The organism is Enterococcus malodoratus (genome assembly GCF_027659535.1).
Classification (GTDB): Bacteria; Bacillota; Bacilli; order Lactobacillales; family Enterococcaceae; genus Enterococcus_A; species Enterococcus_A malodoratus.
The window spans coordinates 206,194-232,217 of the sequence record NZ_JAQDPG010000001.1; the positions used below are offsets into that span (position 1 = coordinate 206,194).

Annotated in this window: 28 protein-coding genes and 1 riboswitch; of the genes, 14 read left to right on the forward strand and 14 right to left on the reverse strand. The window is 41.0% G+C overall.

Going from position 1 to position 26,024, the window contains the following annotated elements; translation table 11 throughout:
- Nucleotides 1–20 precede the first annotated feature (20 nt).
- The 10 genes from rarD to PGP85_RS01100 all read right to left on the reverse strand — a co-directional run bounded on the left by rarD (nt 21) and on the right by PGP85_RS01100 (nt 7,850).
- The gene (gene rarD / locus PGP85_RS01055; protein ID WP_270325583.1) at nt 21–911 is read right to left on the reverse strand and encodes an EamA family transporter RarD; all 891 of its coding nucleotides are present in this window, start codon (nt 909–911) and stop codon (nt 21–23) included.
- Between the two features lie 259 nt (nt 912–1,170).
- A complete protein-coding gene (locus PGP85_RS01060; protein WP_270325584.1) occupies nt 1,171–1,605 on the reverse strand; it encodes a GNAT family N-acetyltransferase in 435 nt (144 codons plus the stop codon).
- A 74-nt stretch (nt 1,606–1,679) separates the two neighbouring features.
- Nucleotides 1,680–2,588, reverse strand: a complete 909-nt coding sequence (locus PGP85_RS01065; protein WP_270325585.1) for a hypothetical protein — start codon at nt 2,586–2,588, stop codon at nt 1,680–1,682.
- A gap of 161 nt (nt 2,589–2,749) precedes the next feature.
- Nucleotides 2,750–3,160 (reverse strand): FosX/FosE/FosI family fosfomycin resistance hydrolase, encoded by a 411-nt coding sequence (gene fosX / locus PGP85_RS01070; protein WP_010741963.1) that lies wholly within the window; start codon nt 3,158–3,160, stop codon nt 2,750–2,752.
- Between the two features lie 61 nt (nt 3,161–3,221).
- Nucleotides 3,222–3,479 carry a hypothetical protein gene (locus tag PGP85_RS01075; protein ID WP_270325586.1) on the reverse strand — a complete coding sequence of 86 codons (258 nt, stop codon included), beginning with the start codon at nt 3,477–3,479 and terminating at the stop codon, nt 3,222–3,224.
- A gap of 162 nt (nt 3,480–3,641) precedes the next feature.
- On the reverse strand, nt 3,642–4,811 hold the full coding sequence (locus PGP85_RS01080; RefSeq protein ID WP_270325587.1) for a galactokinase: 1,170 nt from the start codon (nt 4,809–4,811) through the stop codon (nt 3,642–3,644).
- Complete coding sequence (locus tag PGP85_RS01085; RefSeq protein WP_270325588.1) at nt 4,801–5,844, reverse strand: aldose epimerase family protein; 1,044 nt, start codon at nt 5,842–5,844, stop codon at nt 4,801–4,803. The genes PGP85_RS01080 and PGP85_RS01085 overlap by 11 nt, the downstream gene beginning before the upstream one ends.
- Before the next feature lie 225 nt (nt 5,845–6,069).
- Nucleotides 6,070–6,642 (reverse strand): TMEM175 family protein, encoded by a 573-nt coding sequence (locus tag PGP85_RS01090; protein WP_010741967.1) that lies wholly within the window; start codon nt 6,640–6,642, stop codon nt 6,070–6,072.
- A 91-nt stretch (nt 6,643–6,733) separates the two neighbouring features.
- Complete coding sequence (locus PGP85_RS01095) at nt 6,734–7,102, reverse strand: iron chaperone (RefSeq protein WP_010741968.1); 369 nt, start codon at nt 7,100–7,102, stop codon at nt 6,734–6,736.
- A gap of 109 nt (nt 7,103–7,211) precedes the next feature.
- Nucleotides 7,212–7,850, reverse strand: coding sequence for a CPBP family intramembrane glutamic endopeptidase (locus PGP85_RS01100; RefSeq protein ID WP_270325589.1), 639 nt, complete (start codon nt 7,848–7,850; stop codon nt 7,212–7,214).
- A 287-nt stretch (nt 7,851–8,137) separates the two neighbouring features.
- Between PGP85_RS01100 and PGP85_RS01105 the strand changes: the two genes are divergently transcribed.
- The 3 genes from PGP85_RS01105 (at nt 8,138) to PGP85_RS01115 (ending at nt 10,480) form a co-directional block, all read left to right on the forward strand.
- Nucleotides 8,138–9,043, forward strand: a complete 906-nt coding sequence (locus PGP85_RS01105; RefSeq protein ID WP_010741970.1) for an AraC family transcriptional regulator — start codon at nt 8,138–8,140, stop codon at nt 9,041–9,043.
- Nucleotides 9,044–9,213: 170 nt separating this feature from the next.
- Nucleotides 9,214–9,915, forward strand: coding sequence for a deoxyribose-phosphate aldolase (gene deoC, locus PGP85_RS01110; protein WP_270325590.1), 702 nt, complete (start codon nt 9,214–9,216; stop codon nt 9,913–9,915).
- A gap of 1 nt (nt 9,916) precedes the next feature.
- Nucleotides 9,917–10,480, forward strand: a complete 564-nt coding sequence (locus tag PGP85_RS01115) for a YdeI/OmpD-associated family protein (RefSeq protein WP_090406558.1) — start codon at nt 9,917–9,919, stop codon at nt 10,478–10,480.
- Between the two features lie 57 nt (nt 10,481–10,537).
- On the opposite strand, the gene PGP85_RS01120 is transcribed toward PGP85_RS01115, so the two are convergent.
- A complete protein-coding gene (locus tag PGP85_RS01120) occupies nt 10,538–11,623 on the reverse strand; it encodes an NAD(P)/FAD-dependent oxidoreductase (RefSeq protein ID WP_270325591.1) in 1,086 nt (361 codons plus the stop codon).
- 281 nt (nt 11,624–11,904) lie between these two features.
- Here PGP85_RS01120 and PGP85_RS01125 point away from each other — a divergent pair, with 281 nt between their 5' ends.
- The 4 genes from PGP85_RS01125 (at nt 11,905) to PGP85_RS01140 (ending at nt 15,061) form a co-directional block, all read left to right on the forward strand.
- On the forward strand, nt 11,905–12,231 hold the full coding sequence (locus PGP85_RS01125; protein ID WP_010741974.1) for a PadR family transcriptional regulator: 327 nt from the start codon (nt 11,905–11,907) through the stop codon (nt 12,229–12,231).
- A 3-nt stretch (nt 12,232–12,234) separates the two neighbouring features.
- Nucleotides 12,235–13,179 (forward strand): permease prefix domain 1-containing protein, encoded by a 945-nt coding sequence (locus tag PGP85_RS01130; RefSeq protein WP_010741975.1) that lies wholly within the window; start codon nt 12,235–12,237, stop codon nt 13,177–13,179.
- Nucleotides 13,180–13,340: 161 nt separating this feature from the next.
- On the forward strand, nt 13,341–14,639 hold the full coding sequence (locus tag PGP85_RS01135; protein WP_010741976.1) for a Y-family DNA polymerase: 1,299 nt from the start codon (nt 13,341–13,343) through the stop codon (nt 14,637–14,639).
- A gap of 2 nt (nt 14,640–14,641) precedes the next feature.
- On the forward strand, nt 14,642–15,061 hold the full coding sequence (locus PGP85_RS01140) for a hypothetical protein (RefSeq protein WP_010741977.1): 420 nt from the start codon (nt 14,642–14,644) through the stop codon (nt 15,059–15,061).
- 46 nt (nt 15,062–15,107) lie between these two features.
- Here the strand turns inward: PGP85_RS01140 and lepB are convergent, their stop codons facing one another.
- Nucleotides 15,108–15,677 carry a signal peptidase I gene (gene lepB, locus PGP85_RS01145; protein ID WP_010741978.1) on the reverse strand — a complete coding sequence of 190 codons (570 nt, stop codon included), beginning with the start codon at nt 15,675–15,677 and terminating at the stop codon, nt 15,108–15,110.
- Nucleotides 15,678–15,924: 247 nt separating this feature from the next.
- On the opposite strand from lepB, the gene PGP85_RS01150 reads away from it, so the two are divergent.
- Both PGP85_RS01150 and PGP85_RS01155 read left to right on the forward strand, forming a co-directional pair.
- Nucleotides 15,925–16,560, forward strand: coding sequence for a pentapeptide repeat-containing protein (locus PGP85_RS01150; protein WP_010741979.1), 636 nt, complete (start codon nt 15,925–15,927; stop codon nt 16,558–16,560).
- 3 nt (nt 16,561–16,563) lie between these two features.
- Nucleotides 16,564–17,259, forward strand: coding sequence for an alpha/beta hydrolase (locus PGP85_RS01155; protein WP_010741980.1), 696 nt, complete (start codon nt 16,564–16,566; stop codon nt 17,257–17,259).
- Between the two features lie 37 nt (nt 17,260–17,296).
- Here the strand turns inward: PGP85_RS01155 and PGP85_RS01160 are convergent, their stop codons facing one another.
- Both PGP85_RS01160 and PGP85_RS01165 read right to left on the reverse strand, forming a co-directional pair.
- Entirely contained in the window at nt 17,297–19,513 is a 2,217-nt protein-coding gene (locus tag PGP85_RS01160) for a MucBP domain-containing protein (RefSeq protein WP_010741981.1), read from the reverse strand.
- A 161-nt stretch (nt 19,514–19,674) separates the two neighbouring features.
- A complete protein-coding gene (locus tag PGP85_RS01165) occupies nt 19,675–20,259 on the reverse strand; it encodes a class I SAM-dependent methyltransferase (RefSeq protein WP_270325592.1) in 585 nt (194 codons plus the stop codon).
- A gap of 211 nt (nt 20,260–20,470) precedes the next feature.
- A riboswitch (M-box (ykoK) riboswitch) is annotated at nt 20,471–20,639 on the forward strand.
- A gap of 113 nt (nt 20,640–20,752) precedes the next feature.
- On the opposite strand from PGP85_RS01165, the gene PGP85_RS01170 reads away from it, so the two are divergent.
- From PGP85_RS01170 to PGP85_RS01190, 5 genes are all read left to right on the forward strand, one after another.
- Nucleotides 20,753–21,895: an FtsW/RodA/SpoVE family cell cycle protein gene (locus tag PGP85_RS01170; RefSeq protein ID WP_270325593.1), complete on the forward strand. Its 1,143-nt coding sequence runs from the start codon at nt 20,753–20,755 to the stop codon at nt 21,893–21,895.
- The gene (locus PGP85_RS01175; protein ID WP_010741984.1) at nt 21,873–23,024 is read left to right on the forward strand and encodes an FtsW/RodA/SpoVE family cell cycle protein; all 1,152 of its coding nucleotides are present in this window, start codon (nt 21,873–21,875) and stop codon (nt 23,022–23,024) included. Before PGP85_RS01170 ends, PGP85_RS01175 begins: the two co-directional genes overlap by 23 nt.
- A 29-nt stretch (nt 23,025–23,053) precedes the next feature.
- Nucleotides 23,054–24,628 carry a phosphatase PAP2/LCP family protein gene (locus PGP85_RS01180; protein ID WP_270325594.1) on the forward strand — a complete coding sequence of 525 codons (1,575 nt, stop codon included), beginning with the start codon at nt 23,054–23,056 and terminating at the stop codon, nt 24,626–24,628.
- A 137-nt stretch (nt 24,629–24,765) separates the two neighbouring features.
- The gene (locus tag PGP85_RS01185; protein ID WP_270325595.1) at nt 24,766–25,614 is read left to right on the forward strand and encodes a sulfite exporter TauE/SafE family protein; all 849 of its coding nucleotides are present in this window, start codon (nt 24,766–24,768) and stop codon (nt 25,612–25,614) included.
- Nucleotides 25,614–25,973 (forward strand): DUF1634 domain-containing protein, encoded by a 360-nt coding sequence (locus PGP85_RS01190; protein WP_010741987.1) that lies wholly within the window; start codon nt 25,614–25,616, stop codon nt 25,971–25,973. The genes PGP85_RS01185 and PGP85_RS01190 overlap by 1 nt, the downstream gene beginning before the upstream one ends.
- Nucleotides 25,974–26,024: the final 51 nt, after the last annotated feature.

A 26,024-nucleotide genomic window follows, 5' to 3' on the forward strand; every position in this document is an offset into this window, starting at 1 on the left:
GGCTAAAAGAGGGCTCGTCTTTACAGACGAAGCCCTCTTTTACGTGATTCGATAACATTTCCGGCAACAAAAATTAAAATTCCCAGCCAAATAAAGGCGAAGGCGATAAATTGCGGCAGTTCATAAGGCTCATGGAATAGAAAGATTGCCATGGCCAGCATAATAGTAGGATTGACATATTGCAAAAAGCCGAGAGTGATATAAGACAATTTTTTTACAGCTGTCGCAAATAGCAGTAAAGGAATTGCTGTAACGATCCCAGCTCCAATAAGTAGTAAATTAGTGTTCATCGGATACTGCATAAATCCCGTTGGTGAAAGGAAAAACAGATAAATCAATCCAAAAGGAGCGATGATCAATGTTTCCAAAGTAATACTTGTAGCAGCGCTCAACTGCAATTGCTTTTTAGTCAGACCATACAAACAGAAACTAGCGGCTAAAAAGAGCGAGTTGAAGGGGAAGACCCCGGTTTGAATCGTCAATAACACGACACCCGCGAGAGCCGAAAAGCTTGCGAGTTTTGCCTGTTTAGATAGTGGTTCTTTCAAATAAATGGCGCCTGCCAAGACATTTAGCAAGGGATTGATGTAATAACCCAAGCTGGCTTGTTGAACCTGCCCAATCGAGACAGTATAAATATAGATTCCCCAATTGAGAGAAATAAAAATCGCGGCGATGATAATGGCGAGGGTATTTCGTTTACTTTTCAATAGTTCCTTAACTTCTCGAATAAAAAGCGGAATTTTTCGAAATATAACTAAATAAATCGTCATAAAAATCAACGACCATACGATTCGATAAAATAGAATATCCACTGACCCGACATTCCCTAATAATTTCCAGTATAGCGGCAGGATGCCCCAAACTATATATGCACTAAACCCATAAACCAACCCAGAATCTTTTTTCATTGGAACCTCCTTCATTGAACAGTATTCATCATTTTAACATAAAAAAAACGGGGATTTTAATAAAAGATAAATTAAGGTTATTGATAAATTGAGTAAGTTTGAAAAAATAGGGCAAATAGCACAATCATCCATGTCTGAAATCTGACTGTTTGAGATTAACGGTTTCAAATTATTAGGAGAAAAATGGAACATAAAAGACCATCAGCTAATGATGGCCTTTGAGACAGTTATTGTTTGATTTATTGTGGTATCGAAGAAGTCATGACCGCTGCCACTTCATGGATAATTCTATCTCATTTGTTTCAGCATCTAGTTTTTGTTCTTGAATCGTAAACTCTTTTTTCAGGTAGAATTGTACGGCATTCTCGTTCTTTTTATAGACATTCAGAGTTAACTGAGTATGATCAGATTGTGCTTCCTCTAATAACTGGGTACCAATTCCCAGTGAGCGGTATTCATACAAAACGAAAATGCCCGCAATGTATTCGTCAATGAGACCAAGAAAACCAACAATCTTTTTATCATGATAGTAGGCATAAATGGTTGCACTTGGAAAAGAATTCAGCACAAACTGGTAATTATTATGCCAATACTCCTTACTGATGAAATCATGGGCCTCAATATTGCTCTTTAACCAAATTTGAGCGATAGCTTGTAAATCAGTACTGCTTAACTGGTCAATTAGTTTGATCATATTTTGCTCCTTAATTAATAATAAAACTAAAATTCTAAGCTCTAGTCTTTGAGTATTTTATCTATCTAAAAGAATTAATAGCCCAATTGTCGGACACTATTTTCAATGTAATCACTATATTGCGGGTATTCTGTTTTTAACACATCACTTTCAGCAATTACCGCCGATACAGCGCTTTGAACGTCATTGGGCGAACCGCCGGCTGCGACTGCTTTGTTTTGATTATCGATTGCTGCATCCCTGGCTGCTGTTAACCGATTTTGGATATCCGCATATGCTTGATTTTCTTTTGAAGCTTGATCATTTATTTCTGAAGAAGATTCAGCAACATCATTTGTAGAATTATTTGTACTAGTATCTGTTGGTGTGAATTCTATTGCTTGGTATACGGCAGCTTTGTGGGAATCGCTATTTTTGCTAGTAAATGCTAATGCAATATGATCATTGTTCATAGTATAGGCAAAAATTTTAGTATCGTTTCCGTTAAAGGGAGTGAAAAAGTCGGCACTAACCGCATTTGTTGTATCAGAAAGTTTGAGTTCGGTATTAACTTTAACTGTTTTTTCTGTTCCGTTTTCTACCACGTTTATTTTTTTAGTCGAGATATTTTTTGGAACAAGAGAAGCATTTTCTCCCATATGTGCTGTAGGATCGGGATTGGCTTTGGTTCGAGAAGCAACCATTATATCGCTGCGATCGCTATATGTTGTTATCGCAAAACCTAATTGATCATAGTTTCCTTGATAAATCTGATTGCCTGGAAAAGCAACACTATATGGATAATCATTTTTTTGCGAGCTGCTCCTATCGTTAGCTTGCGAGGACGTAATAGAAGACTCACTTGATGTGTTGTGGGTTGAGTCTTTGTTGCTTTGCCCGTAGAAAAACATACCTAGCAGAGCTATGATTATTATGACTGCTATTATAATGAACCATTTCAGCTTGGATTTCTTCTTCATCATTTGATTTTGGTTTCTTTGCATGATAGACACCCGCCAAAAAAGTATTTTAATCAATTATATCGCAACATGGCATAAACATATCGTCGGACCACTCGATTCTACTTGTCTATCAAGTAATCGGTTAAAAAAATTCTTTAGAGGGTAATCGCTAAAGCGAGCCACCTGAGCCCACGGCTTTAAAACTAATCCTGATAAGAGTTATATTTAGTCAAACGCTCCTCCAAACTCCCTGTGTGCAGCTCAAACAGATGATTGTCATAATCATAAAAGTAAATAGATTCACCTTCGCCAGTGATTCTTGACCGGCCTTTTTCAATTTTTAGACCGGCTTTTTTAATGCGAGAGCGATACCCTTCCAGCTCTGAAATGGGAATATTGAATGCAATATGGTTATAACTCTTAGGCAAGTCCACTGTTGGATCTTCCATTAATGCGATCCAGAGAGAATCAAGCAGAAAGAATTTTTCTGGATGAACAGAAAATTGAATAGCCTCACTAGAATAAATTTCTTTCGCACCAAAGACATTTTTTAACATATTAGAGGAACGTTCAAGATTTTTTACGATAAACGTGATGTGACTGATTGAAGGCAATAAGAGCCGCTCCTTTCGTTTGAAAATACTTAATAAAAAAACCATTCAATTGGATGAATGGTTAAGAATTCAATTTATTTCTAAATTTAGCAAATACGACAGCGGTACCGATAACCACACCGTAATACAAAAGCGGTATGAGTGGCGAGCCGAATCCTTCGAAATAATAGTAATAGAATACCAATGATCCGCCAGAGAAAAAATAAGCAGCAAACATTTGGAATAGGGAGGGTCTTCTTTTGAACAAAGCGATCGTATATGCGCCTAAAACAGCACCAAGTGCACAAATTAGAAAAGCAGCAACATCTCTAGGTAACATGATAACCACCTCCAATTTTATTATACACCGTGATATTAATTCAGTAAAACGGATTCTGAGTTAAGCGGATGGGCGATCTAACAGTCAAAAACAGCGCAATTTTTCGTTTTACAAAAATACTCCTCTAGCTAAAAAACTAGGGGAGTACTTTTATTAAGCAAATTAACCGATCTTAGTTGTTCCGCTGCCGATATGAGCAACGTAAAAGTCTGGAGCATAACCGACAGTCTTCATGTAGTCGTCATAGACGTTGTTTTTGAAGACGGGAATATTTTCTTCCTTAACTAGGGCAATGGCGCAACCGCCAAAGCCTGCACCTGTCATGCGGGCACCAAGGACGCCGTCCTGAGCTTGGGCAGCATCGACCAATGTGTCTAATTCGATTCCCGTTACTTCATAATCGTGGCGCAGGGAATAGTGAGACGCATTCAATAATTTTCCGAAAGCTTCTAAGTTGCCTTGAACTAATTCTGCTTTTGCTTCTAATGTTCGTTGATTCTCCGTTACGGCATGGCGTGCACGATGGATCAAGGTGTTATCACCGATCAATGCGGTATTGGCTTCAAAGGTTGCTTCATCAAGATCACCTAATGATTGGATGTCTAATTGTTTTTGCAGCCGAGCCAAGGCTTCTTCACATTCGCTGCGGCGTTCGTTGTATTTGGAATCCGCAAGCTCACGCCGTTTATTGGTATTCATGATGACTACCGCATAGCCGTCAAGTTTTACCGGCACCATTTCATATTTCAACGTATTCGTATCTAAGAGGATCGCTTGGTCAACATCGCCAAAGCCGATTGCGAATTGGTCCATGATTCCTGAATTTACACCGATAAATTCATTTTCGACTTTTTTACCGGTTTTAACGAGTTCAAGGCGGTCGGTATCTAAGTTAAATAGATCTTCCAACATCACTCCGACTAATAGTTCTAATGAAGCACTGCTGGAAAGTCCCGCTCCATTAGGAATCGTTCCTTCGACCAATAAGTCAAAACCGTGGTCAATCGTATGACCTGCTTCCTTCAGCTTTAAGACCATGCCTTTAACATAATTGGCCCAATTGTCTTTTTTAGCGTAAGTTAAATCGTTTAGATCAAAGGTAATAACACCGATATCCTCAAAGTTGGTAGAATAAACCAACACCTTCGTGTCTTCGCGAGGAGCTGCCACGCCATAAGTACCGTAAGTGATTGATGCAGGGAAGACATGTCCGCCGTTATAATCCGTATGTTCACCGATCAAGTTGATTCGACCAGGAGAAAAATATTGCGTTGTTTCTTTTGGACCAAAAATTTCAGCAAATTTTGTGTTGAGTTCGCGTTTAATTTCCATGCTTATTCGCTTCTTTCAAGTTTATTTTAAATTCTGTGGTGGTTTCGAAAGGTTCATTCGCCGCCAGCTTTATCGAGCCGAATGCTGGGTATTGCTCAGCGCCAGGGGCGATTTGCGTTTCAAAGGTAATTCCACCGTGATCCGCTAATTTTTTTCCGCGCATCTCTGGGGCGTTATCCCCGAAGTTTGCGGTAAAGATCACGACACTCGAAGCATCTGTTGAAACGACAACTTCGACTGTGCCATCCGGACTGACCAGCTTAGCAGCGGGTGTGTTCAAGTCGTTTTCCTTTAGGAAGAAGGGATGATCAATCCCGTTGAACTGATTTTTTTGTTCAAAGTCGCTAGTAAATACGCCAGCCAAATTCTTTGGCGTTTGAAAATCAAAGGGAGTACCGGCAAGAGCCGCTTTTTCGCCTGTTGGAATACTGTCTTGACGCAGCGGAGCGAAGTCGGCACTATTCACCCAAAGCTGATGATTATCGATTGACTGGGTAACGTCTCCAGTCAAATTGAAATAAACATGGTTCGTCGGATTGAATAAAGTCGTTTGATCGCTGAAGCCTTTTGTCGTTAAGCGCCAAACATTTTCTTGAGTCAGGGTATAGCGCACCTCAACATTTAAATTCCCAGGGAAGCCATGTTCGCCGTCGGGACTAACAGTTGTAAAAATAATAGAGGCTTCTTTTTCCCCTTCTTCAATCGTATAGTCCCATTTCTTTGTTTCGAAGCCTGGTTGGCCGCCATGCAAAGAATGACCGTTCAATGGATCTGTCATGACTTGATAGTTTTGGCCCTCAAGTGTGAAACGACCAGCTTCGATTCGACCGGCTGTTCGGCCGATTGAGGCTCCGATAAACGCATCCTTTGCTAAATATTCCTCGGCAGAATCAAAGCCTAAGATCAATTCCATTTCGCGCCCAAGACTGACAATCCGTGCTCCCAAATCCGTGACGGACAGATGGAAACCGGCTTCATTTTCAATAGTGATCAGGTGGTAGTTTTTGCCAAAATCTTTTTCTGTAATATGCATCTAAAAACCTCTCTTTTTGTGTATTGGAGAATTCCTCGTGTCCCAATAATTCTATCGATTTCTGGCTAAAGTGACAAGGACTAGCTGATCCATCACTAGTGGATGCCTTCAATTTATCAAGAAATCGCTTTCTTTGTAACGTATTTCTGTGACGACTATTTAACTTTTTGTTGCATTTTGTCCATAAATAAAACGGGCCAACGCAATTGTTGGTCCGTTTAGTAATTATATCCGAGCGTTTCCGTTCCGATTGAAAACCAGTGTAAAAATTGAGGCCAGCGCTAAGACGACCCACGTGAAAATTGGAATGAACCAGCTAATGAAGAAGGACAGAAGCCCACCGCCAATAAAAATAATCAGATCTTGTTTATTCAAGAAACCGATTTGTTTGATTTTCCCAGCATTTTCGGGATTTGATTGCGCAAGGCAGTAGGTAAGGTAGACGTAGCTGATTACCCATAAAAAAATATTCGCTAAGTACAATAACGAAGCTCCGCGATAGGCTGGAAATTTTCCAGCGAAGGAGGTAGTAAACGGGATAATGGACAAAAAGAACAGCCAGAAGGCATTTGCCCAAAAAATGTTCTTCGTCATCTTATTTGAAAGTTTAAAAAGCTGGTAGTGGTCATACCAAGTGGTAAATATCAGAAAAAAACTAACGATATAAACTAAAAAACTTCTCCAATTTTCCATTACTAAATGAATATCAGGGGTATCAGGAGATTTGAATTCTAACACTAAAATAGTTACAACAATGGCAATTACGGCATCGCTCGACGCTTCAATACGGGTTTTCATATGGACACTCTTTTCTATTAAATAAGATTAGTTTAAACAAAAAAATAAAAAAAGAGTATTATTTACACTTGAAGTCAAGGGATTTGTTGAGTTAGCGCCAGAACTTCGTGTAATCTGCCTTATCTTGAAGGTTAAACGTGATCATATCCTTTAAAAGAGTGTAATTGATCTGTTCCGTCCATTTAATGCGAAAGATATTGTTTGTATGGCTATAGCCGATTTTTTGAATAGCAGGTAAAAACTTATTTAGACAGGCGACTTCTGGGGAAACAGCCAGGTGCTTTTTGGCCGTACTGATCCCAAGAATAAACGTTCCGTGGTGAGTAAACATCGGTTCGTTCCAAGCGATTCGCGTATTTAATTCAGGAAATTCAGACAAAATCCATTGAAAAAGCTCCCTGAGTTTGTTTCTGTGATCGTCATTTTCAATGTGGGTTAGGTAATCTTCGAAAGTATCCATCGCTGTGCTCCTTTTTCTTTTAGTATACCAGCAGAAGGAGAAAAATCAGAGCAAAAAAGACCAGCAAGTGTGCTGATCCCTGGAATGAATGGAAGGAGATAACAAACCATCAGTGCTGAAATAGCACCAATAAAATCGTACTAAAATCAAATAAGACATGAATGATCCAGCTAGTCCAGATCGAATTGGTTTTGATTGCGGCACGATTAAAAATTAATCGTGCGACTCCTTGAATGAGCAGGATATGGGCCAAGGTGTGAAGAACATTCCCATCATTGTAGGTCGAATAGTGAATCAATCCGAAAATGAGTGCAGACAGAAGGCTGGCGATGGGCAATGAGAATTTACTAGAAAAAATACTTAAGAAATAGATCGAAAGCAGCTCTTCACCCATAAGCATGATTGGAATGGTAAAAAGCAACAACCAGTTTGGATTATCATTGATCGGATTGCCTTGCAGATGCCAGCCCAAACCATAATTCAATAGAAGCGAAACGACGATGCTGACGAGCCAATTAAGCAGAAAGTAACCAATGATGATTTTTACTGGATGAAGCGGTTTTCCGAAAATCGCTTGAACGGACTTCTTAGGATAAACGATAAGCAGCGCAATCAAACTAGTCGCTGCAACCGAGAAAAATCCAAGGTAGCCTGGGCCAAAAAGTAAAATAGCCAAACCAGCTATTAGGATGGCGGTGGCGATGCCGATATTTTTAAATGAAACTTGTTTATTCAATATTTTATCCATGATCTTGCTCCTCGTGTGAGTTTTTTTGCTATCGTGAACTATACGCTTCTTTTTTAAATAAACCAGCTTATTTTATTTGTTTCAGAAAACTGACGGAAGAGAACGATTGCAGCGAATCAGTCAATATGTCTGGTTCGTTACTTAAACTATCATTATTGAAACAAAAATTAACTGATCGCGCAATTTTTTTGATTATTGAAAATAATTGGATTCGCAGCGATTACGCGGTATTCTGAGTTGATTTCATGTATAATTTAAAATGAAAAATCAGGCTGGAGGAAGAGCTGATGGAACAGACGATCTTTTTAAAAAAAGAACAACATCAATTGAAAACTGATCTTCATTTTGATTTTTGCGGGATTTCAAAAACGCTGCCGTTTCACTCCTTTGGACCGGCGATTCGGCAAAATTATATTTTGCATATTGTGATGGAAGGCAAGGGAACCTACCAAGTAAAAAATCAGCAGTATCATTTAAAAAAAGGCGACCTGTTCTTGATCCGACCGGGGGATTCCACCTTTTACTTGGCTGATGGGGAAGAGCCGTGGATGTATTGCTGGCTGTCGTTTGGCGGTTCGGCTGCTGATGAGATTATTCGTCATTCTCAGTTTAAAGACGATCAATATACGATGATTTCTTCAGATATTCAAAAATACATCGATGTGATTTTGGCATGTCTTCCTTTCGCGGAGGAGACACTAGAGAATGAATTGCATTTGAATGAGCTGACCTATCGTTTTTTAGCGGCTCTTTTGGCTGATGGTGGGAAAATTCATTTAGGCGAGCAAAAAATTTATTCGCCTTTAGCAGTAGAAACGGTGGAATACATTGAGTCGCATTATGCGGATCAATTAACTGTGGAAGGGATCGCGCAGCACTTAGCGGTCAATCGCAGCCACTTATCGCGGGTCTTTCGCAATCATATGGCTATTAGTATTAGAGATTACATTTTAGGTGTGCGGATCAATCGTGCCGCCTTTCTGCTTTCCATGACTGATGAATCTGTTGAGCATGTCGCGGAACAAGTGGGATTTAATAGTTTAGTTGTTTTTAGTCGAATGTTTAAAAAACTGACCGGAGAAACGGCGACGACTTATCGCAAGCGAATGAAAAATGAGGATTTTAAAAATGTCTCGCTAAATGAATTGAAACAGAAGCTGGAAAAGCAGGCAATCGTTAATCGCGCCACCTGATGAAGTGAGCGTTTACAAAGAGAAACGGATACCCTATACTTAATTTAAGAAGTGTAGGGCATTTTTTTGTAAAATACCTGAGATGCCGGATTTTATTTGTGAATGGGATCACTTTTGTTGCAACTAGGAAAAGGCAGGCGCGTTGAAGACCAAATAGGAGGGATCCAACTATGAAAAAAGCGAGTGAGATGACTGTTGAAGAATTAGGTGCTTATATTGATCAGTCGGTGTTGAAGCCTGATTTCACTGAAGCCGAGATTCGCCAATACATCCAAGAGGGGATCGATTATCATTGTGCGACCGTTTGTGTCAACCCGTCTTCGCTAGACATTGCAGCGGAGCTGACTAAGGGCACAGATACAAAGATTTGTGTCGTTTGTGATTTTCCTTTCGGGACCAGTACAACTCCGTCCAAAGTTTTGCAAGCTGAGACCTATTGCCAGCGGGAAGATATTGATGAATTGGATATTGTCGCAAATTTTGGTTGGATTCGCAGCGGAAAATATGATGACGTCATGAAAGAACTTTTAGTGATCGTTGAAACCTGTCATGCTCACGGAACTGCAGTGAAGGTCATTTTTGAGACCGATACATTAAATGAGGAACAAATTCGCCAAGCATGTGAATGTGCGATCGCGGCGAATGCCGATTTCGTTAAGACAAGTACGGGATTTCTTACCGGCTATGAAGGCAAAGGGGCGGCGCCGGAAGTGATTCAGATCATGATGGATCAATGCAAAGGCCGGATCAAGATCAAAGGCAGCGGCGGTATTCGTACGCGGGAGGATTTCTTAAGATTGATCGATATGGGAATTGACCGCATGGGGATCGGCTTTAGGTCAACACCAGTTGTGTTAGGATTAGATAAATAATATGGATGATAACTTACTTTTTGAAACGCGCGATGATTTTCGAACTTGGCTCACAGAAAATGCTCAAACTAGCGGAGGTGTGTGGCTGAAGTTCGGAAAAACGAAGGAACTCAAAACAGTCAAAGCTGGAGAAGCATTGGAAGAAGCATTGTGCTTTGGTTGGATCGACGGTGTGATGAAAAAACTCGATGAGCAGGCGTATATCAAATATTTTGCTCCTCGCCGTAAGAACAGCAAATGGTCTGAGAAAAACAAAAAAATCGTTGCGAAGCTGGAACAACAAGAGTTGATGACTGAACTCGGACGGGAAAAGATCGCTGAGGCGAAGAAAAATGGACAGTGGGACAATGCTGCAAAGCCATCAGCGATTACTGAGGAGCAGATCTTGGAAGTAGCGATACTGTTAAAGGAAAATGCTGAGGCCGCGAGAAATTTTGAAAATATGCCGCCATCAGTTAAAAAGACCTATACGCGAGCCTATCTTGATGCCAAAACGGAGGCTGGACGTGCAAAACGTTTGGCTTGGATGATGGATCGTTTGGAAAAAAATTTAAGACCGATGTAAGCAAAGACGCTGGAATCTCAAGAGGATTCCAGCGTCTTTTTTTGCGGCTTGCTAGTATCAGCGAATATAATTCGACAATTCTTTTTGATAGTCTTGCCAATTTTCTGCGCCGGTATTTAAATAGTGAGCCAGCAAATAACCGATATATGGTCCAGTCGTCAAACCAGAGGAACCTAATCCGCTAGCGACGAGCAGTTGATCATTCAATTGACCGAAAAACGGAGCGAAGTCAGAGGTATATGCGCGAGTTCCGACACGGTAATGAGCAGGAGCCGCTAATAGTTTTTCTGGATCAGCAAGGAAACGACGAGCCCCCTGCGTAAGCTGATCAAAAGCTTCTTGAGTTTCTGCCAAATCCCAAGCGGCGTCATTTTCGTGTGTCGCTCCCAACAAAATTTTTCCATCCAAGAAGGGGATCAAATCCGCTTCGCCGTCCAGCATGGCGACGGGGAAGTCTCCGCTATTTTTAAAGGTCGTTTGGAAAACTAAAAGTTGTCCTTTTTGCGGACGCAAATCTACTTGGTAACCTAAGGGAGTCAGCAGTTCTTTTAAATGCGGACCGACAGTCAAAATAAGTTGATCGAAAGTTTTTTTTGTTTCTCCAGCGATGACGGTTTGAACATTCGCTAACTGAACACGTTGAGAAACAAAGTCCACACCTTTTTCTTCCGCTTTTTTACGCATCCAGAGTAAATAGGCTTTGCCATCTAAACGACCGCCGCCGCTGATTTTTAGAGCGGAGAAAGGTTTTAACAACGGCAGTTCCTGTTGTGTTTGTTCGCCAGACAGTAGGGTGATTTGACCAATTTCTGGGGCTTCCTTTTTTCGTTCTTCCGCTAATGCTAAAAGTTCATCCAATTGTTTTTCTGGACGTAAGAGGAGCGTGCCAGATCGCTGATAGATGGTATGATCCAGATGGAAATCTTGGATCAATTTTGGGAAAAAGGCTGCGCCGTCTTTGGCCAGCCGATACCATTGTTGGTTTCGGCGTTTTGAAAGCCAGGGAGAAATGATTCCGGCACTGGCTTTAGTTGCTTGTCCGGTCGGTTCGTCAAACACTGTTACCTGATATTTTGTTGGGTCTAAATAATTTGCCAGCGTCATACCAATAATGCCGCCGCCAATAATTGCGATTTTTTTCATGGATTGTACTTCCTCTTTCTATTTAAAGAACTTATTTTCCAAAAATCATGAAAATGAGTCCGTTGATCGTTGAAGCTGTTTTTTACCTTTAGATCAGGCCTGCTTATTATTTAAGACTTTGGAGCAGACAAAGTAAAAAGCAACCGAATAGCTTTCCGTTGTTGATTTTGACACACTAGAAACATTTTTTCAATAATTCTGAAATATTTTACTTTACCTGTCGTAGTAATTGTCGTACAATGATTACAACGACAGATGAAGTAATTTCAGGAGGTGGCAAAATGATTTCGAGCGATGGAATTCGCGGCTACAATGATGTCATCATCTTGTCCGTACTGAAGGATGGGGATTCGTATGGTTATGCTGTTTCCCAAAAAATTCGTGATGTGAGTGAAGAAGTCTATATTATCAAGGAGACGACACTCTATTCCGCGTTTAATCGTTTGGAGAAAAATGGCTATATCCGATCTTATCCGGGAGAAGTTACTCATGGAAAAAAGCGAACTTATTATCAGATTACAGATAAAGGTCTAACTTTTTTAGAAGAGAAACGGGATGAGTGGCAGCAAACTAAAAAAGTAGTGAACCGATTTATGAAAGAAGGGTAAAAAATGGATACGATTAAAAATTATGTTGAGACATTGTTTCTCGAATTTCCCAATACGAAAGAAGTGCAACGAGCAAAGCAAGAGATTTTGACGATTATGGAAGATCATTATTTGGCATTATTAGACGAGGGAAAAAGTGAACACGAAGCGATTGGACAGGTTATCAGTGAATTTGGTTCTGTCGACGAATTACGAGAAGAATTAGAATTTGCGACGCGTGAAAAGGAACCAGATAACGCGATTGAAGAAGAAGAAATGATTCAATATTTAATGGGTCGCAAGAGAGACGCAAAGGGCTTGAGCCTAGGAATCAGCGGCTGTTTGTTAGCGGTTGGAACATTGATTGGACTAAGCACACGTGGGGCTGAAATGATGGGCTTTTTACTATTCTTCATTATCATAGCGATCAGTGTCGGGATCATTATTTATAATGGGATGCAATTTTCGAAAAATGGCTTAGCCTTGAATGACCGCTATGTTTCGGTTGATTTAAATAAAGAAGCGCAAAAATTAAAACAAGGGTATCAAAAAAGTTTTCAAGTGAGTTTAGTATTTGGTATTTGTTTGTGTGTATTGAGTGTTTCGCCGATCTTCTTTTTCCAAATGTTTACGTATGCGGAATACGGTATTCCGGTTATGTTCTTCTTTTTGGCAATCGGGGTATTCTTGATTATTTACGGCAGTATCATTTTCAGCAGCTTTGATAAATTTATCAAGGAAAAATATTTTATTGCAGATGAAGATACGCTGGGACCAAATGCAATGCAGGAAAAGTACGGCGATTCAGCACGTACGAAGCATTTGCTGGAACGTGTTTACTGGCCAATTATTGTGATGATTTACTTTAGCTGGTCGTTCTTGACGCATTCATGGGGCTACAGCTGGATGATTTTTGTCATGGCAGGAATCTTTTATAGTGTTTTGGAGGCAATTTTTGTAAAAAAGTAGCATAGCTTTACTTAATGAAACTGTCCTAAGTGTTGAAGGCTTAGGACAGTTTTTTTTTGCTGCTTTTCTCGTCAGATCTTTATGCGTAAATGATTGACAAAAAATCAGAATAAACTTAAACTAAAAGCGAACATATGTTTGTATTTTAGGAGGTGGTTTTGATGAATGTTTACGAAGGAGAGCCCGTTAGAGATATTTTTTGTATGGATTCCAAAAGTTTTTATGCCAGCGTTGAATGTATTGAGCATGGTTGGCATCCGCTAGAAACATTATTAGTCGTAATGAGCGGCGATCGAGAGAACGCAGGATTGGTTCTGGCTGCAAGTCCGAAAGCGAAAGAGGTTTTAGGCATCAGTAATGTCAGTCGCGGCTTTGAAATTCCCAATCATCCTGACCTTAAAATCGTGCCGCCGCGGATGACGCTCTATATTCAATACCACATGCGCATCCAAGAAATTTTTCGTTCGTATATGGCAGAAGAAGATATTCATACATATAGCATCGATGAACAATTTGGTGATTTGACTCACAGCTGGAATTTATTTGGTGCCAGCTCGGCAGAAGTGGGTAAAAAAATTCAGGCTGAAATTATTGATAAGCTTGGTATTTATACGTCGTTGGGGATGGGGGACAATCCTCTATTAGCGAAAATCGCGATGGATAATGAAGCGAAGCATGAGAAAGAGCGCTTTGCTCAATGGCACTATCAGGATGTCCCAGCAAAAATTTGGCCGCTTCGTTTGAGTGATTTTTGCGGAATCGGCAGTCGAATGGAACGCCGGTATCAAATGATGGGGATGAAAACGATGGGAGATTTGGCTCACACAGATCCTTTTGTTTTGAAGAACCATTTTGGTGTAATGGGCATGCAGCATTATATGCATGCTTGGGGAATCGATCGTTCTGTTTTGTCGCAAAAAGATTTGTACCCTACTAAGGAAAAATCGATTGGAAACTCCCAAGTTTTACCGAGAAATTATGCGCATAAGGCGGATATTTTGACCGTTGTGGCTGAAATTTGCGAACAGGTCGCTCAACGTTTGCGCAAGGCGGATGTTTTGGGCGGAACGCTGCATTTGGGAATGGCTTATGCTTATTTCGGCAGCGGAAAGCGCGGCGGTTTTCATCATCAGGTGAAGATTCCGCCAACCCACCAAGCAAGAGAGCTGACGCGTGTTGCATTTTCATTGTTTGAAAAATATTGGGATCATTCGGAAGTGCGAAATATTTCCATTACTGTTTCTTCCTTGCGGCCAGCAGGAAACCTGCAGCTAAATCTGTTTGAAGATCCGCAGCAGACGATCAAAGAAGAGAAAATTGATGAGGTCATTGCGCAAATTCGCAGCCGCTACAAGTTCACGTCGATCGTCCGTGCTCATTCGTTAAATGAAGGAGCAACCGCAATCAAGCGAGCTGGGTTGGTCGGCGGTCATGCGGGCGGAATGGAAGGGATGGATTAATCATGATTTATGATGATGAAAGTGCGGAACAACTATTTATGGACGCCAAGCGGGTGTATCAGGATCGCGGGATGATGAAATGGATCGGGTTTTATTTATCAGATCATACTGCGGTGCTGGATAAAGAGTCCAAAGAACGCAATCGGATTAATGATGAAAAGGAACAAATGACCGTTGAAGAAATCGGCGAGACCCTGCAAAGGGCGTATCTGCAAAATAAGCGGATTGCTATTCAATTGGAGGCTTTGGACAGCGAAGGGAATTTCTTAGATGACCTTGTGGGAAAAATCGTTGGACAACGAGAAGAACGAATATATTTGAACGAGGAGGAACGCGGGATGCTGCATCTGGAGATCGAACAGATCCATCATGTAGAAGTATTGAATCCTAAGAAAATTCTTTCTCAAAAAATCATTAAGTAACGAGAAAAACAAAAAAGCCGCGGCGGGAAGCGTCGCGGCTTTTTGCTTAGAATATTTTGAATTCGTTTAATGGCCAGAAACGCAAGAGCACTTTTCCTTGGATCAATGATTTGTTGACGAAGCCGAAGATGCGGCTGTCTTTGGAAATCAACCGGTTGTCACCTAAAACAAAATACTGATTTTTAGGAACGGTCACATCAAAATCAGTCGTAAAGCTGGTGGCATTTGCTGCCTGTTCTTGGAACGCGGTACTGTAGGAATATTCATCAGCAAGCTTATCTTTTTTGAATTTCTCTTTAAACTCATCCAGATACGGCTCCGCATATTTCTTTCCATTGATCGTTAGAACGTTATCTTTCATCACCACATGATCACCGGGCAGGCCGATAATCCGTTTCACCACATAAAGATTTGTGTCATCAGGTTCTTTCGTCGTAATAATATCTTGCCTCTCTAAATTGGATATTTTAGACGTAATCAATCGTTGTTTGTCATGCAGCGTCGGGTCCATGGAATGGCCTTCGACTCTTACTGGAGAAAAAACAAACATCCTGGCAAGAAAAATTAGTACTATGAGAATGACTACGGGCAGCCATTCTTTGATTTTATTGTTCATAGATTCACCTCATTGCTAGATTTTATCATTCTTCAAAACAAAAAGCTCTTTTCAGCCTCTATCGGATAGAAAAGTCATTTAGGGCTAGAGAATTTGTAGCGTTTATGGGAAACTGAGAACATGAATAATTTATTAGGCTGTCGGTTTTTTTGAGTAAGATCAGAAAATTTAGACATTCCTTAGGTTCAGAGGAATGATCGACAGCGGGATGAAAAATAAAATATATGACTATACAAGGAGTAAGGCAATGATCAAAAATTATCCGGCACCACCGATTCTACCTAAAAATTTTTCTGAAGATTTTTATCTGGAAGACGAAGCCATTATTGAAGAGGTTCACGGCATTGATTTTGACTACAGCTATTTGACTTGTGAAAATCTGGTATTGCGTCGTTCGATCTTAGAAAAAGTCACGATGCAGCGTTCAAAACTGGTTCGCTTTGAGGCTAGTAATGTAATTTTTAAGAATTGCGATTTTTCCAATCTTGAATGGATCGGCGGGAGTTTCCATCAAGTTGTTTTTGAAAACTGCAAATTGACGGGCTGTAATTTTGCGGAGAGCTATTTGCGAGATTGCCAGTTTCAAGACTGTCTGATCAGTTTTGGTTCCTTTAGTGCGACAAACTTGAAAAATGTAGCTTTTGAAAACTGTCAATTAGGCGATAGCGAATTTTTTGAAGTGACTTGGAAGCATCTCTTTTTGAAAAATAATGAGTTGGATAATAGTAATTGGATGCGGACCAACTTGTCTGGCCTGGATTTTACGACCAATCAATTTAGTAAGATCGCTTTTTCGATGGAGCAGCTGAAAGGTTTGAAAGTCGATTCCTATCAAGCGATGATTATCGCGGCAGGTTTGGGCCTGCAAATTGTGGAGGGCTAAAAAATGAAAAAAGAGTCAAAGAAAATTCAAGGAATTCCAGTTATCTGTTGGGGTGAGTCGAGTAAAAAGGTAATCTTGGCCTTTCACGGCGATCAATCCTATAAAGAGGATACTGTGATCCAAATTTTGGCGGAAACAGCAACAAAAAAGGGCTATCAAGTTTGGAGCTTCGACCTGCCAGAACATGGGGATCGAAAAGCGGAGGACTATCCACTGAATCCGCAAAATGTCACAGCAGACGCGGATAAAATACTAGTTGAGATAGGGCGGCAGGCAGAAAGTATTTCATTATTTGGCTGCAGCATCGGGGCCTATTTCGCAATGATGGCTTGTCAAAATAAGAAAATTGATCAAAGCTTTTTCTTGTCGCCAATCGTTGATATGCGAGAATTGATCGAAAATATGTTGAAATGGTCAGGTCTGACACCAGAGGATCTGCAACGAGAAAAACAAATCGAGACACCCTTTAAAACATTGGATTGGGAGTATTACACTTATGTTGCAGCTCATCCGATCAACTGGACGATTCCGACAAAGATTCTTTACGGCGGGAAAGACAATTTGACCACAAGGGCAACTATTGAAAGGTTTTCTGAAGCGCCCCAATGTTCTCTGACGGTTTTCGAAGCAGGGGAGCATTTTTTTCACACACAGGAACAATTAGATTTTTATCAAGCATGGTTGGAAAACAATATATAAAAAATCCATCTAGCTGAATCGGCTAGATGGATTTTTTTTATTTCGCTTTTCGACGGTTAAAAATCAATAAGATACTTGATAGAATCAGCATGCCGATTCCTGCGATAAGATAACTTGGCGTGATTGTTTCACCAGTTTTTGGCAGCTTGCGAGTTGTTGTGTGTGTACCAGCTGCAGCAGGGTTGCCGGGTTTCTTAGTTGAATTGCCGTCTACGATATTTCCAGCAGCATTTGTTGAATCTGTCGTTGTGGATTCAGCGGTTGCGCTAGTATCAGTAGTTGACGTTGAATCACTGCTAGTAGTTGTATCGGTCGTTGGTGCCGTTTCAGCTTTGTAGACGTAAGTTATTGTTTGCGCTTGATCACTAAATTTGCCTTTAGCATTTTTAGGAAGCTGATCTTTGTCTAAGATATACCCCTTGATAGTTGGCTGGTACTTTTCATCAGAAAAATCAAAGGATTCACCAAGTTTACCCGTTTCAACTTGTTTCTTATGGATTTCTTTGCCAGTTGAATCGACGTATTTGATTGTGACAGGTTTTACTTCGGCCTTATCAATGACTGTTACTGTTGCCGTCGCGGTAGCTTGATCGCCCGACCAGCTTCTGTTAGGAACGCGGCTGTAGGAATAGGTAACTTCATATTTTCCGACCTTTTTATTATTGACATCATCAACGGCTTTAACGTCGTCAATCGTAATGGGATTCCCATTGGGATCAGTGCCGCCATCGAAATTATCTTTCGCCGACCATTCATCACCGACAGTGATCGTTGAATCGTGCGCCTTCAGAATAACAGCGTTTCGTTTGTAAACATAGGTAACCGTTTGCGGATCGGCGGTCAACGTACCGATCATATTTGACGGCAATTGATCTTTATCTAAGGAGTATCCAGGAATTTCTAACTGATATTCTTCAGTTGTTGCATCGTAATCCTTATCCACATTGCCAGTGATTTTTTGTTCTGGATGGATTGGATCGCCTGCTTCATCGACATATTTGACGGTCACACCTGGCGACTCGATCGTGTGCTGAACGTCAAACTGATGCAAATAGGTGCCGGACGAAATGGCGTAAAAAGTGAACCTTTCCGGCGTTTGGTAAGTTCCAGCGGGGTTATTCAACCGTGCATTGTACTTAAAGGTTTTCAGCTGATTAAATTCTTCCTGTGTTACACCTGAAACTGTAATTCCTTCATCCGTGATAGCTAAGCGACTGCTCGGCAGCTGTTCGCCGTTGAAATCAAAATACGTTTGACTGTCACTATTGGAAGTACTGAAGGGTGGAATGTAGCCATCAAAATTAACCATTCGATTCGGCATGATTGAAAAGGGAACAAAGATTGTTTGCTGCTCTTCATTATAGTTCAAATTTTTGGCATTGATTGCGGTAGCTGGATCATTCCTGCCAGTGTTTTGTCCAAAGGCTGCTAATTGAGTAAGAGCGGGCATGTGATTGATTGGTTTGAAATCAGTGATTCCGCAAAATTGTACGCGCAGTTCATTGAGCTTGGTCAGTGCAGTGACCGGTTCAATTGTGGTAATCTTCATATTCGATTCGAAAGTTAAGGATTCCAAATCAGTCATTTTAATGATTTTATCGTAAACACTATCCGTGACACTAGTGCCAGATAGATTTAGACGAGTGAGTCCAGCACCGAAATTCGGAACGTTTTGATCCGTGACATTCGATCCCATCAGATAGACTTGCTTCAATTTCGGCAGAGCAGTCAATAACGAGAAATCAGTGATTTGATTATTGGAATTCATATAAAAAAATTCAAGATTTGTAGCTAATTCTAACCCTTTTAAACTAGCGATTGCATTATCAGCATTTTGAATATATAAACTAGTGACTTTTGGCATATCCTCTTGAGTCAAGGTTTCTTTTGTCTTGCCGATGGCCTTTGCGACGATCTGCTGCAAGACTGGATCTGGCATCCAATCTGCTATAGTTGAAGCTCGTGTTTCTGGCATGTTCGTCGTTGAACTTGTTGTTGCTTGCGAACTAGTAACCGAGCTTTCAGTCGTCGAAGGCGTACTAGTTGAAAGTGTGGTATCCGAATTTATGACAGAACTTGCTGTTGAAGGCACAGTGCTGTCTGTTGAATAAGCGGGAGACGACGTATCAGAAGCGGTCGACTGGGTGGGTTCAGCAGTATCAGTCGTTGCTTCCGCCGCACTTTTTAATGGCAGGCCTGAAAAAGTACCTAATACCATAGAGTGGGCAAGTAATATATATAAACTTTTCTTCACAAATATAACTCCTTTATAAATATAATATAGCTAGTAAATAATAAAACTGTTTTTAGTTTTAAACTGTTCAAGTTTTATTTTTTTAATTTATTATTTTGAACATTTTTGTTCATCTTTTAATAAAAAACCTCTAAACTTTTAAAAGTTTAGAGGGAAGAATTTTATTTATAACAGGTTGCCAGGAAAAGATCAGCCGCTTGGTTCATGAAGATTTTTTCACCATGATAAAAGTCATGGATGTTTACTTTAGAAAAACCGATAGTTTTTAATAGGCTGGTCAATTCCGCCGGATCAAAACCGCTGTGAACTTTCGGGTGGCTCACACTGGAATTTTTCATGAAGTCCACGATCAGTAATTTACCGCCGTTGGGTAGAAGCTCAAATAATTCAGTTAAAATTTTTTTCGTATCGGGAATATGCAGCAGTACTAAAGACATCATGATTGTATCAACAGATATTTTGGGTGCTCCGTCTGTAAAGTCGGCATGCAGCACGCGCGCATTGGTCAATCGCTGTTGTTGAATTTTATGTTCGGCAACAGCCAGCATATTTTCAGCGGCGTCGACGAGGATCAATTCTTCTGCTCGGTGAGCTAAGGGTAAACTGACCAGTCCCGTTCCGCTGCCATAATCCATGATTTTTCCGTGAAATTCAGGTTCAATTTCTTTCGTAATAATTTGTGCTAAACTCTTTCGTTCGGCAGTATCGTATCTTTCTGCCATTTTTTCAAAGACATTTTCGGTCATTTCGAGTCGCTCCTTACATGATATCTATCTGGTTGTTATTGTATGATAACCACTCTGGAAAGTGAATTAGAAGCTTCTATTAAGGAAACGTTTAGTCTAGTAAATTTTTCATAAACTGTTTTATAAGCAAAATTAAAGAAATTAGGATTATTTACGAAAGGTTTTGATATTTAATGGCAAAATAAGTAGTATTCGTTGTGAAAGTAAATATAAGTAAACTTGTTAGGTGAGGCTCCTAAACAAACATAGGCTATTGCGCAGAAACGTCGAAAGACGCCAATGTGTAAAATAGGAATTGTCGGATTAAGGCTTTTCATAAAATAGCTAAGAGTAATTTCTTTACGTTGTTTAGTGCTAAAACTCAGACGATGAGATTGTGTGAGACGCCAAACTTGTTAGTTCTTTTTGCTAACGTTTGGTGTCTTTTTTTTGAGGTTATTTACAGTGGACTCTCTCGTCTCGAACAGTTGCTTGATGAAGGGGAGAGATGAACATGATGAAAAGAAAACAGATCGATTGGCTATTGTTGTTGCCCTATTTAGGGACTAGCTTAATCGGTCTTTTAATTGTCTTCAGTGCGAGTTCATACCGCTTAATGGCAGCTGGAGAAAATCCATTGTCGTTATTCAGCAAGCAGGCCATTTTTATGGTGCTCAGCTGGCTGGTCATCGCAGTGATCTATCGCGTCAAAAGCGATGTTTTGCTGAAGGGAAGACCCGTCAAGATTTTATTGGGCATTGGGTTATTCAGTCTGTTGCTGGTAAAAATAAGTGGTGTGAGTATCAATGGCGCTCAAAGATGGGTATCGTTATTCGGCATCCAGTTTCAACCTTCGGAAGTAACGAATGTCGCGTTGATTTTCTACTTGGCTTATTTTTTTCGGAAGAAGCGATCTCGGCACGAGCTGATCACGCCAAGTGTGCTGGTTTTTCTAAGCGGCCTGCTGATCTTATTGCAGCCGAAGGTTACGGGGGCGATCATTCTCTGGATCGTTGCGCTAGTGATTATTACAACGGCTCAGCTTCCGTATCAGCTGACCGTGATCCTCTTTTTGGCTATTTTTCTAGGAATTGCACTGGCAGGAGGGATCATTCTTTTTTTGGGAAGTCATTCTCTTTTGCCTGAACTGTTTGCTCATACCTATGATCGGATTCGCTTGGTTAGAGATCCTTTTTTAGATCCTTATGGCAAAGGATTTCAAATGAGCAATTCCTATTACGCCCTCTATAACGGCGGATTTTTTGGTCGCGGATTGGGCAACAGCATCACTAAAAAGGGCTATCTGCCTGTTGCAGAAACGGATTTTGTGTATTCGATTTTGATCGAGGAGCTCGGTGTGATTGTCGGACTTATTGTGCTGGCGCTGCTCTTTGTGATCGCACTTCGTCTATTTGTTCTGGCTGCCAAAGAACCAAGCCAGCAGGTGAGTTTGGTTTATTTCGGGGTCGGAACCTTATTGCTGATTCAGACGAGTATCAACATTGCGAGTATTCTAGGGCTGATTCCTATGACGGGGGTCCCATTGCCGTTTATCAGTTATGGGGGCACGAGCTACCTGCTGCTCTCAGTGGCCTTAGGCGTCTGCCTAAAATTTTCTTCGGAGGTTCGACCACATGTTGAAACGCTTAAACAATGATTTTAATTATGCTTTGTTTTTACCGATCCTGCTCTTTTATCTGATCAGTATCGGCGTGCAATCAATGGCGGCTGAGCTGGATGGGGTCGATGTAAAAAATGTCGTGACGAAACAAATCATTTTTTGTGTCCTCTCATTGGTCGCGATGATGATAGTCAGTAAAATAAAAACAGCGACTCTATTGAAGTATGCGCCTTTATTTTATGTGCTTTCACTAGGCGTAATGGCACTTTTGTATTGGTTTTATGATCCTGCCATGTATTCTGTGACCAGTACGAAACGCTGGTTGCGCATCGGCAGCTTTTCTTTTCAACCTTCGGAGCTAATGAAGCTGAGTTTTACACTTTTTATGGTGCGGTTGACAGTAGTCAATGAAATGCGCTGTCGGCAGCGAAGTTTGAAAAGCGATCTCTACTTTCTTGGAAAAATCGCGCTTTATAGTTTGCCGACCTTTTTATTGATGTTCATGCAGCGGGATTTTGGAACTAGTCTGGTTTTTATCGCGATTTTAGGTGCCTTGTTTGTTATTTCGGGTGTTCATTGGAAGATCCTTGCTGTGATCACCGGAAGCGGGGCGGCAATTGGAAGCCTGCTGCTGGTTTTAGTATTTAGCAAGTGGGGCAATCAGCTGCTTTATGGGATGCATTTCAAAACCTATCAATTGGATCGTGTTCGAGCTTGGGTCGATCCTTTTCAATACCAAGATTCGATTGCTTACCAGCAGGTTCAAAGTTTGTACGCTATTGGATCAGGCGGGCTGACTGGTCGGGGCGCAGATCAGGCCGCGGTTTATGTACCTGTGCGAGAATCCGACATGATTTTTACGGTGATTGGCGAAAGCTTTGGTTTTATCGGCGGAACGATTGTGATCTTTCTTTATTTCTATCTGTTTTACCAGATTCTTTCGGCCGCGATAAAAACGAATAATAAGGCAAATCTTTACGTGGCGGTGGCCTTCGTTTTTGGCTTGTTGTTTCAAATTTTCGAAAATATCGGAGCCGCGATTGGCGTTTTGCCCTTAACTGGGATTCCTTTGCCGATTTTGAGTCAAGGGGGAACCTCTCTGATTGTTTTAGGCATTGGTTTGGGAGTCATGATGGGGTTCAAAGAAAAAACAAGTTCATTTTGAAAAATAGTGTGGAAGAAACGAGGATAATTATGCGAAAAAAACTATTTATTGCCAGCGGCGGGGCGCTTTTTGGACTGCTGATACTGACAATTGCTGTAACGATGGATGCCCATTGGCTGAAAGGCCTTGATGGCATTTTCATCCAAAATCGATTGCCGAACATTTTTTATTTAACCGCTTTTGCAGGGGCCACAGCAAAATTGGCTACGATCGGTCCAATGATCATTATTTTTAGTATTTTGGCAATCTTTTTATTGCGGGTCCATCAGCGGACTTGGGTGATTTGGCTATTTGGCAATTTATTGTGTGTGAGCGGAGCGGGATTTGTGCTAAAACAATTGATCCAGCGAGCACGTCCCGACCAGCTTCAATATATTGCGCGTTCCTCGTATAGTTTTCCTAGTGGACATTCTGTGCTGATCGCGACGTTTATCTGTTCGGTGATCTTGCTTTATTCCTTTAGTGAGAAAAAAATGCCGGCGCTAGTAAAAATTTTATTAGTCCTGTCATTGATCATCATTACCGGCGGCAGAATTTATTTAGGTGTGCATTACAGCAGTGACGTTTTAGCGGGATTATTCCTTGGTTTCGGTCTGACCTTTGGCAGTGCTGGCCTATTTTATCCCTACTTGAAACCGAATACCATTGGTTTAAGAAGGAGACGAAGAGCGTCAATTTTTTCTTGGCAAAAAATGTTATTAAGCGGTTTGGCATTTTTAGTGGTGCTGGTTTCAGGTATAAGTGTTTTTGCACTAAAGTTTTATCACAGTTCGCAAAAAATGGCGGATTCCATGTATGCACCGGTTGAACGAAAAAATAAACTAAAATCTCCGGAAGCTTCAGAACCTATGAGTATTTTAATTTTAGGGATCGCCAATGACGCAAAACGAAAAACAGATTTTCGGGCAAATACGATTATGGTGGCGACCTTGAATAATCAAACAAAGAAAACCACTTTGGTGAGTATTCCGCGGGATTCCTTCGTGGAGATTGTTGGCGCGGATTATCAGGATAAAATCAACCACGCTCATTCAATCGGCGGACCTGAGATGATTATGGACACTGTTGAAAAATTCTTGGACATACCGATCCATCACTATGTATCCGTAAATATGGATGGATTACAGACATTGGTTGACGCGGTTGGTGGCGTAACGGTCGATAATGATTTTGCATTTTCGGCGGAGGGAATCGATTATCCTAAGGGCAAACAGCATTTGAATGGCTGGGAGGCGTTGCAGTATTCTCGTATGCGATACGAAGACCCAACCGGAGATTATGGTCGCCAAGGCAGACAGCGTGAGGTCATGGAACTGCTGATTGCTAAAATGCTGTCGACTAAAAGTTTGTTTAGCTACCAAAAGATTTTGGACGGAATCGGCGAGAACGGCAAGACTGATTTGACGTTTGATCAAATGCAAAAAATCATGACAGGTTATCATTCTTGTCTCACAAAAATCGATAGTCAGCAGGTTCAAGGCGAAGGGTTCACTGGCGATGGAATAACCGGACAAGACGGGATATCTTATCAGCGAATTCCACAGGAAGAGGTGGATCGTGTAGAGACGATCCTGCATAAACAATTGAATGTAGCAAAAAATTAGCAGGTAATTGATGAGAACTGTTTATCAAAGCCGTCAATGTTTGATTAAATCATTCAGTGGAATAATTAATCCAACCGCTAAATAATCTGACTATTTACAAAGTTGCGCTATAATGGCAACAGAAAGGGCGGGAAGTTATGCTTAGTCAGATAGGGTTATTATTAGTGACCGGTGTATTGGCCGGTATTTTAGGATCGATCTTAGGGATCGGCGGAGGAATTATTTTGACGCCTTTTTTGACGTTGATTATGGGCCTGGATATCAAATATGCAATTGCCGCAAGTATTGTTTGCGTCATTGCGACGAGTTCAGGCGCGACGATCGCTTATTTGAAAGACGACATGCTGAATCTGCGTGTGGCGATGTTTTTGGAAATCGCGACGACAATCGGAGCGATTGTTGGGGCGCTGCTTTCAGGGGTGGTGCCGACCGGTTTTCTATTTATCTTATTCGGCGGATTTTTACTTTTTTCAGTCAGCAATATGATCCAAAAATTACGCGGGAAAGCGAATAAGCAAGTTAAAAAGGCAACAGAGGATTCGCTGGCAGATAAATTGAAACTGAATGGTTCTTACTATGATAAAGTTTTAGAGGAGCAGATCGATTATCAAGTCGAAAAAGTACCGGGTGGTTTTGCGATGATGTTTGGTGCAGGGATCGCCTCGGGGCTGCTGGGAATCGGTAGTGGGGTATTCAAAGTGACGGCAATGGACACAATCATGAAAATGCCGTTGAAGCCTTCAAGTGCCACCAGTAATTTAATGATGGGGGTCACCGCAGCGGCTTCTGCGACGGTCTACTTTTTCAGCGGAGCGATCTTACCGCAAATTGCGGCACCTCTAGCTTTAGGTGTTTTAGTCGGCGCAGCGATTGGCTCCCGGATTATGCAGCGCTTGAAACCAATTGTTATTCGACTGATTTTTATTCCGATTTTATTGTTTATGGGAATTCAAATGGTACTGCGCGGATTCGGGGTGATAATCTAATGGAAGACAAAGAAAAAGCAGAGATTCTGAAAATCGAACGGTCGATCGGCTATATTTTGCGGATTGGCGTGATTGTTTCGGCGACGATTATTCTGATTGGTATGATTTTATTGTTCTTTCAACCAAGCACAGCGCAAGCACCGAATAGTTTGCCGCTGATTTTTCAAGGCTTGATGCAATTGGACGGGCAAGCCTTCATCATGTTGGGACTTTTTTGTCTGATTCTAACGCCAGTCTTGCGAGTAGTCGTATCCATCTTCGCTTTTGCGAAAGAAAAAGACTATTTATATGTGGCGATCACGATCATCGTACTGGTTATTCTGATTATCGGTATGAGTCTGGGATTAGTCGAAAAATAATTTTATAAATAAAAAAAACGACCAAACAAATTGTTGGTCGTTTTTTTAGTA

Bases quoted from the DNA above. Each gene is read 5' to 3' on its own strand.
- rarD (WP_270325583.1), bottom strand. From the start codon at position 911: ATGAAAAAAGATTCTGGGTTGGTTTATGGGTTTAGTGCATATATAGTT.
- PGP85_RS01060 (WP_270325584.1), bottom strand. From the start codon at position 1,605: ATGATCAAACTAATTGACCAGTTAAGCAGTACTGATTTACAAGCTATC.
- PGP85_RS01065 (WP_270325585.1), bottom strand. From the start codon at position 2,588: ATGCAAAGAAACCAAAATCAAATGATGAAGAAGAAATCCAAGCTGAAA.
- PGP85_RS01075 (WP_270325586.1), bottom strand. From the start codon at position 3,479: ATGTTACCTAGAGATGTTGCTGCTTTTCTAATTTGTGCACTTGGTGCT.
- PGP85_RS01080 (WP_270325587.1), bottom strand. From the start codon at position 4,811: ATGGAAATTAAACGCGAACTCAACACAAAATTTGCTGAAATTTTTGGT.
- PGP85_RS01085 (WP_270325588.1), bottom strand. From the start codon at position 5,844: ATGCATATTACAGAAAAAGATTTTGGCAAAAACTACCACCTGATCACT.
- PGP85_RS01090 (WP_010741967.1), bottom strand. From the start codon at position 6,642: ATGAAAACCCGTATTGAAGCGTCGAGCGATGCCGTAATTGCCATTGTT.
- PGP85_RS01095 (WP_010741968.1), bottom strand. From the start codon at position 7,102: ATGGATACTTTCGAAGATTACCTAACCCACATTGAAAATGACGATCAC.
- PGP85_RS01100 (WP_270325589.1), bottom strand. From the start codon at position 7,850: ATGGATAAAATATTGAATAAACAAGTTTCATTTAAAAATATCGGCATC.
- PGP85_RS01105 (WP_010741970.1), top strand. From the start codon at position 8,138: ATGGAACAGACGATCTTTTTAAAAAAAGAACAACATCAATTGAAAACT.
- deoC (WP_270325590.1), top strand. From the start codon at position 9,214: ATGAAAAAAGCGAGTGAGATGACTGTTGAAGAATTAGGTGCTTATATT.
- PGP85_RS01115 (WP_090406558.1), top strand. From the start codon at position 9,917: ATGGATGATAACTTACTTTTTGAAACGCGCGATGATTTTCGAACTTGG.
- PGP85_RS01120 (WP_270325591.1), bottom strand. From the start codon at position 11,623: ATGAAAAAAATCGCAATTATTGGCGGCGGCATTATTGGTATGACGCTG.
- PGP85_RS01125 (WP_010741974.1), top strand. From the start codon at position 11,905: ATGATTTCGAGCGATGGAATTCGCGGCTACAATGATGTCATCATCTTG.
- PGP85_RS01130 (WP_010741975.1), top strand. From the start codon at position 12,235: ATGGATACGATTAAAAATTATGTTGAGACATTGTTTCTCGAATTTCCC.
- PGP85_RS01135 (WP_010741976.1), top strand. From the start codon at position 13,341: ATGAATGTTTACGAAGGAGAGCCCGTTAGAGATATTTTTTGTATGGAT.
- PGP85_RS01140 (WP_010741977.1), top strand. From the start codon at position 14,642: ATGATTTATGATGATGAAAGTGCGGAACAACTATTTATGGACGCCAAG.
- lepB (WP_010741978.1), bottom strand. From the start codon at position 15,677: ATGAACAATAAAATCAAAGAATGGCTGCCCGTAGTCATTCTCATAGTA.
- PGP85_RS01150 (WP_010741979.1), top strand. From the start codon at position 15,925: ATGATCAAAAATTATCCGGCACCACCGATTCTACCTAAAAATTTTTCT.
- PGP85_RS01155 (WP_010741980.1), top strand. From the start codon at position 16,564: ATGAAAAAAGAGTCAAAGAAAATTCAAGGAATTCCAGTTATCTGTTGG.
- PGP85_RS01165 (WP_270325592.1), bottom strand. From the start codon at position 20,259: ATGACCGAAAATGTCTTTGAAAAAATGGCAGAAAGATACGATACTGCC.
- PGP85_RS01170 (WP_270325593.1), top strand. From the start codon at position 20,753: ATGATGAAAAGAAAACAGATCGATTGGCTATTGTTGTTGCCCTATTTA.
- PGP85_RS01175 (WP_010741984.1), top strand. From the start codon at position 21,873: ATGTTGAAACGCTTAAACAATGATTTTAATTATGCTTTGTTTTTACCG.
- PGP85_RS01180 (WP_270325594.1), top strand. From the start codon at position 23,054: ATGCGAAAAAAACTATTTATTGCCAGCGGCGGGGCGCTTTTTGGACTG.
- PGP85_RS01185 (WP_270325595.1), top strand. From the start codon at position 24,766: ATGCTTAGTCAGATAGGGTTATTATTAGTGACCGGTGTATTGGCCGGT.
- PGP85_RS01190 (WP_010741987.1), top strand. From the start codon at position 25,614: ATGGAAGACAAAGAAAAAGCAGAGATTCTGAAAATCGAACGGTCGATC.